The 6,087-nt window shown below is 65.0% G+C and carries 4 protein-coding genes; all 4 read left to right on the top strand.

Annotated elements, in window-relative coordinates; all coding sequences use genetic code 11:
- On the top strand, positions 1–1,180 hold a 1,180-nt coding region (locus AC5DC2_RS17940), incomplete at its 5' end, for a proton-conducting transporter transmembrane domain-containing protein (protein ID WP_491699460.1).
- Between the two features lie 11 nt (positions 1,181–1,191).
- Positions 1,192–3,570: a YbcC family protein gene (locus AC5DC2_RS17935; protein WP_491699459.1), complete on the top strand. Its 2,379-nt coding sequence runs from the start codon at positions 1,192–1,194 to the stop codon at positions 3,568–3,570.
- A gap of 270 nt (positions 3,571–3,840) precedes the next feature.
- Complete coding sequence (locus AC5DC2_RS17930) at positions 3,841–4,548, top strand: gluconate 2-dehydrogenase subunit 3 family protein (RefSeq protein ID WP_491699458.1); 708 nt, start codon at positions 3,841–3,843, stop codon at positions 4,546–4,548.
- Positions 4,549–4,551: 3 nt separating this feature from the next.
- Positions 4,552–6,087: GMC family oxidoreductase (locus tag AC5DC2_RS17925; protein ID WP_491699457.1), on the top strand; the 1,536-nt coding region annotated here is incomplete at its 3' end.

The raw sequence follows: 6,087 nt of genomic DNA, 5'->3' as shown, positions 1-6,087 counted from the left end.
AAGCCTGACGCTGCTTTTCCTCGGTTTCGTCGCCATCGGCATCTGCCTGAAAAAGCTGCTGCTGTTCTATCCGGAGCGTCCTGCCGCCAGGCGGGCCGCCGCAAAATTCGCGCTCGTCTGGCATGCCGGCGATGTGGCGCTTTTCTGCGCCGCCGCCCTGTTTTTTGCCGGCACGGGGACGGTTGAACTCGGCGCGTTGTCTCAGGCCGTCGGACCGCATTTGTCCTTCACCGGGCATCTGGCCGTCGGCTGCCTCGTGCTGGCGGCGGCGCTTAAGGCTGCAACCTTCCCGCTGCACGGCTGGCTGACCGAGGTCATGGAGGCGCCGACGCCGGTTTCCGCCCTGCTTCACGCCGGCATCATCAATGCCGGTGGTTTCCTGCTGATCCGGACGGCCGATCTCGTGCAGGCGAGCCCCGGCGCGATGGGCGTCGTCGTTGCCCTCGGCGGACTGACCGCGCTTTTCGGCGCGGTGGTGATGCTGACGCAGAGCGCGGTCAAGACGGCGCTCGCCTGGTCGACGATCTCGCAGATGGGTTTCATGCTGCTGCAATGCGGCCTCGGCCTCTGGCCGCTCGCGCTTCTGCATATTGTCGCCCACTCGCTCTACAAGGCGCATGCCTTCCTGTCGTCCGGCGGCGCCGTTGCGGCGGTCGCAAACCTGCACCGCCCCGGACCCATCGCCATTCCGAGCGTTGCCAACGTCCTGCGCTCCTTCGCCATCGCGCTGGCCCTCTACGGCCTCGTGTCCGTCGCTTTCTCGCTGGCGGCGGGCCCGAAAACGCCGCAGGCGCTCGCCATCGGCGCGATGCTGATTTTCGGCGTCGCCTATCTGGTGGCCCAGGGGCTGGCCGACGCCGCGCCCGCGGAGCTGACATGGCGCACATCGCTTTCGGCGCTCTTCGTCGCGCTGGCCTATTTCACCTTCCAGCAGGCCGCAAAGCTGATGTGGGGCGCAAGCCTGCCGCATGCGCCGGTCGCGGGCCCGCTTGAATGGGCGTTGATCACGCTGGCGGTCGTGTCCTTCGGCCTTGTCGCCTTTGCCCAGGCGGTGTTCCCGCTCTGGGCGCACCACCCGTCCATGGCAGGGCTCAGGGTCCATATCGCGAACGGCCTTTATCTGAACGCGCTGCTCGACCGTTTCATCGGCGGCTATCGGCTTGCAAAATCCGGACAGTGAGAGCAATTCCAATGTTTATCGATCAAGGCTATCTCGCCCCGCTGGAGGCGACGGAAATTCTCGATGCCGGCATGCGGGCGATCCGGGCCGTGCCGCCGGCGTTCCCGCTTGAGGCGACGGTCGCGGTCAACCCGTTCCTCGGTCAGGCCGGCCAGGATTTCGCATCGGCATCCGCACGTCTTTCGCGCTGCGCAGGCGTGAGCCTCACCCAGGCGAGGCGCGTGTACCAGGCCTCCATCGTCTCGGGTCGCATCCGCGATGAAGACCTCGTCGCGGCGCTTCAGGCGAACCCGGCCGCAGACAAGCCCGGCAACCTCGCGCTTCTGAAGGAAATGGCGATGCGGGAGCGGCCCTTGCCGAAGCCCTTTCCGACGATTGCCGACCTGGCCGCCGAGCTTTCCGGCATCGACTGGCCGTCGATCATCGAAAAGACGATCGGCCTTTGGGTCGCCGGTCATTTCGATCGCGGGCAGGCGCTCTGGTCGCCTGCGCCGAACCAGCGGGCATTCGCTGCCTGGCGGACCTGGGCGAGCCGGGACCTGACGCCGGAAATTGCCGGACTGTCAGGCTTCTGCGCGCATGTGTCCGCAGCGCCCGATACGCCGGAGCAGGCGATCCTCAAGGCGTGCGGCCGACTGGCGATCCGCCCGCAGGCGGCGGAGTTTTTCTTCCACCGGCTGATTACGGACCTCGGCGGCTGGGCGCAGCATGCACGCTGGCTGCTGTGGCGCGCCGAGCAGGAGGGTACATCCGACGAGACGCTGGGAGACCTGCTGGCCATCCGGCTGATCTGGGAAGACGCGTTGCTGGGCCGGTATCCGGAGGTGGCGGATCGGTGGCGGGCGACGCTTGCGCTTTATGCCGCGCCGCTTGCGCCCACGCGTGAACAGGTGGCTGACGAGATCCTGCAGGACGCTTCGGAGAGGGCTTATCTTCGGACCCTTGCCAACAATCTTGCCGCTGCAAAGCCGCAGGCCCGGAACCGCCCGGTCCTGCAGGCCGCGTTCTGCATCGACGTGCGCTCGGAAATCTTCCGGCGCGCGCTCGAAAGCCAGAGCCCGGATATCGAAACGCTCGGCTTTGCGGGCTTTTTCGGCCTGCCGGTTGCCCACCGGGACCATGGTTCGGACATCGAAGAGAAGCACCTGCCGGTGTTGCTGAAACCCGCCCTGCAGTCGACCGGTCACGGCACAGCCGGGAGCGAAAACAAGACCCGCATCAAGGCGCGGACGATCCGGGCCCTCGGTCGGTTCCGGCAGGCGGCGGTCTCCTCCTTTGCCTATGTGGAAGCGGCCGGACTGTTCTATGCCGGCAAGCTGATGAAGGATACGCTTGGCCTTGGCGGCAAGTGCGCCGCATGCCATTCGGCGCCGAAACTCGCCCCGGCGCTCGACGCGGAGGCGAAGGCCGCCACGGCTGCCTCCGTCTTGAAGGCGATGAGCCTGACGCGCGGGCACGCCCAAACGGTTCTGCTGGTCGGTCATGGGGCAAATGTCACGAACAATCCGCACAGGAGCGCCTATCACTGCGGCGCCTGCGGCGGCTATTCGGGCGAGGTATCGGCAAGGCTGCTGGCCGCTCTGCTGAACGATGACGAGACCCGCGCCGGCCTGCCAGGACATGGCATCGACCTGCCGGAGGATACCCGTTTTGTTGCCGCCTTGCACGATACGACGACGGACGAGGTCACGGTGTTCGACGGAGACTTGCCCCGCGAAAACAACGCGATGGAGCAACTTCGGACATGGCTGAGGCAAGCAGGCGCGCAGGCGCGCGCGGAAAGGGCGATGCGCCTGCCGGGCGCGAGCGCGCGGTCGATTTCGGCCAGGGCCGCCGACTGGTCGGAGATCAGGCCCGAATGGGGCCTTGCCGGATGCGCCGCCTTTGTTGCCGCGCCGCGCCATCTGACTTCCGGGAAAAGCCTCGGCGGGCGGGCCTTTCTGCACAGCTATGACTGGCGCGCGGACGAGGGCTTCAAGACGCTGGAACTGATCCTGACCGCCCCCGTCGTCGTCGCGAGCTGGATCAGCCTGCAATATTATGGCTCGAGCGTCGCGCCGGAGGTTTTCGGCGGCGGCAACAAGCTCATCCATAACGTGGTCGGCGGCGTCGGCGTCGTCGAGGGCAATGGCGGCCGCCTGCGGCCCGGTCTGCCGTGGCAGGCCCTCCACAATGGCGAAAGCCTGGAACATACGCCGCTGAGGCTGTCGGTGCTGATCGAGGCTCCGGAGGGGGAGATCAGCCGCATCCTCGAGGCGCACCCCAGGGTCAAGGCACTGTTCGACAATCGCTGGCTGCATCTGTTAGCCTTGAAGAACGGGCGGATCGCAAGGCGATATCACCCGGGCGGCGCGTGGGAGGAAGAACGGACCACTGAACGGGCGGCGTAACCCGGCCGCCCGGATCATGCCCGGCCGGCCCGCAACAGGGTTTCGATCCTGCTGCGGCTGTTCTGCGCGCCTTCGGCTGCCGAAAGATTTTTTGGCGGCGGACACGGAACAAAATGGAAGACTTTGGCGTTGTCCTGTCGTTCACGACAGACGTGCGTGTCCGGCTCGGCCCGGTCCGGATGTCATGAAGCCGCTGCTGCCTGCAAGATCATCGATGGCGTGCACCGGCGGGGAGAAAAGGCCGGTGCCAGCCGGCGAGAGGGAGACATCATGCGAGATATGCCAGGACGTCCATCCCGGCGCGGGTTCCTCAAGGGGAGCGCCGCGGGGGTGGCGATTGCTTCGCTTGCCGGCGCGGTGAAGGCGCAAGCGCCCGAAAAGGAAGCCCCGCCGCCGCTCGATCAGTATGAGCGGGTCTATTTCAACGAAGCCGAATGGGCGTTCGTCATGGCCGCCTGCGATTGCCTCATTCCCTCCGGCGGCAATGGCCCGGGGGCGATCGACTGTCGGGTGCCGGTCTTCATCGACCGGCAGCTCGCAGGCAATTTCGGCAAGGCTGCCACTTGGTACATGCAGGGGCCGTTTGATCCCGCCGCCAATCCCACGCTCGGTTTCCAGAGCCCGCTGACGCCGGCGGAGATCTACCGCCAGGCGATCCCCGTCTTTCAGGACTGGTGCAACCAAACGCATGGCGACAGTTTCGAAAATCTCGAAGCGGCAACACAGGATGCCGCGCTGACATCGCTGCAAAAGGGCGAGGTGGGGCTGGCGCCCGAGCTGCGCGATTTCTTCCAGTTCCTGCTCGCCAACACCAAGGAGGGTTATTTCGCCGATCCCGGTTATGGCGGCAATCACGATATGCAGGCCTGGGTCTATATCGGCTTTCCCGGCGCGCGCGGCGCCTTTACTTCCTGGCCGGGGCGTGAGAACGCGCGATATCCGCTCGGCCCCGTGGCGATCAACGGAGACAGGGCGTAGATCATGGCAACGAGAACAGATCCCAAAAAAGACGTCGTCATCATCGGGCTCGGCTGGACCGGGGCGATCATGGGCATGGAACTGGCGAATGAGGGGCTCGAAATCCTCGCGCTCGAACGCGGCGAAGACCGCAGCACGGTGCCCGATTTCCAGTATCCCAATATTTTCGACGAGCTGAAATATGCCGTCCGCTACGACCTGATGCAGAAGCCGGTGAACTCCACGCTGACCGTGCGCCACAACACGGCTGAGACGGCGCTTCCCTACCGTCATCTCGGTTCGTTCCTGCCCGGCGACGGCGTCGGCGGCGCGGGCGTCCACTGGAACGGCCAGAACTGGCGTCCGCAGGCGGTCGAATACCGGCTGCGCTCCTATGTCGAGGAGACCTTCGGCGCGGACATCATTCCGGAAGGCATGCAGCTTCAGGACTGGGGCGTGACGGCCGAGGAACTGGAGCCGCACATGACCAAGTTCGAAAGCGTCGCCGGCATTGCCGGCAAGGCGGGCAACATCAATGGCGAAATCCAGGAGGGCGGCAACCCGTTCGAAGCGCCGCGCTCGGCCGAATATCCGATGCCGCCCTTGAAGAACACCTGGGATTCGGAGCTGTTCGCGGATGCCGCCCGCAATATGGGCTACCATCCGTTCCCGCGGCCGGCGGCCAATGCCTCGATCCAGTATGTCAATGATTACGGCATGCAGCTTGGGCCGTGCAATTACTGCGGCTACTGCGAGCGCTTCGGCTGCAACAATTACTCCAAGTCGTCGCCGCAGGTCTGCATAATCGATGCGCTGAAACGCAAGCCGAATTTCAGCTACAGGACCCGCTCGGAGGTGCTGAAGATCGAAAAGGCCGCCGATGGCAAGACCGCGACGGGCGTCACCTATTTCGACGAGAAGACCGGCGAGGAAGTGTTCCAGCCGGCCGATCTCGTGCTGGTCTGCGCCTATTCGCTGCACAATGTCCATCTTCTGCTGTTGTCGGAAATCGGCGAACCCTACAATCCCGATACCGGCGAAGGCGTGGTCGGGCGGAACTATTCCTACCAGATGACCGGCGGCACCAGCATGTGGTTCCGGGACAAGGTTTTCAACCCGTTCGTGGGGACCGGCGCGGGCGGCATGTCGATCGACGATTTCTCGATGTCGCAGATTGATTTCGGCAAGGAAGGGTTTATCGGCGGAAGCTATATCACCTGCGGCCATACCGGCGGCCGCCCGATCCAGCAGATGTCGCTGCCGCCGAGCACGCCGGCCTGGGGCGCGGGCTGGAAGGAGGCCGTCGGCGAATGGTACGGCCACAGCCTTTCGATCGGCTCTCATGGCTCCAACATGGCCTATCGCGACACCTGCCTCGATCTCGATCCGACCTACAAGGACCGCCACGGCCGTCCTCTGATGCGCATGACCTTCGACTGGAAGGACAACGACATCAGGATGACCCAGTTCATGAAGGCCAGGATCGAGGAAATCGCAAAGAGCATGAGCCCGGATGCCATGGCGTCCGGCTACAAGGGCGACGGCGCGCAGTATGATGTG

This window comes from Martelella sp. (genome assembly GCF_984369615.1).
Note: the sequence above shows the minus strand (reverse complement) of the source record. Positions and strands in the feature narration are given on the sequence as shown.

What these genes read in the sequence shown, in the direction of transcription:
- AC5DC2_RS17935 (WP_491699459.1), top strand. Translation starts at nt 1,192, where the DNA reads ATGTTTATCGATCAAGGCTATCTCGCCCCGCTGGAGGCGACGGAAATT.
- AC5DC2_RS17930 (WP_491699458.1), top strand. Translation starts at nt 3,841, where the DNA reads ATGCGAGATATGCCAGGACGTCCATCCCGGCGCGGGTTCCTCAAGGGG.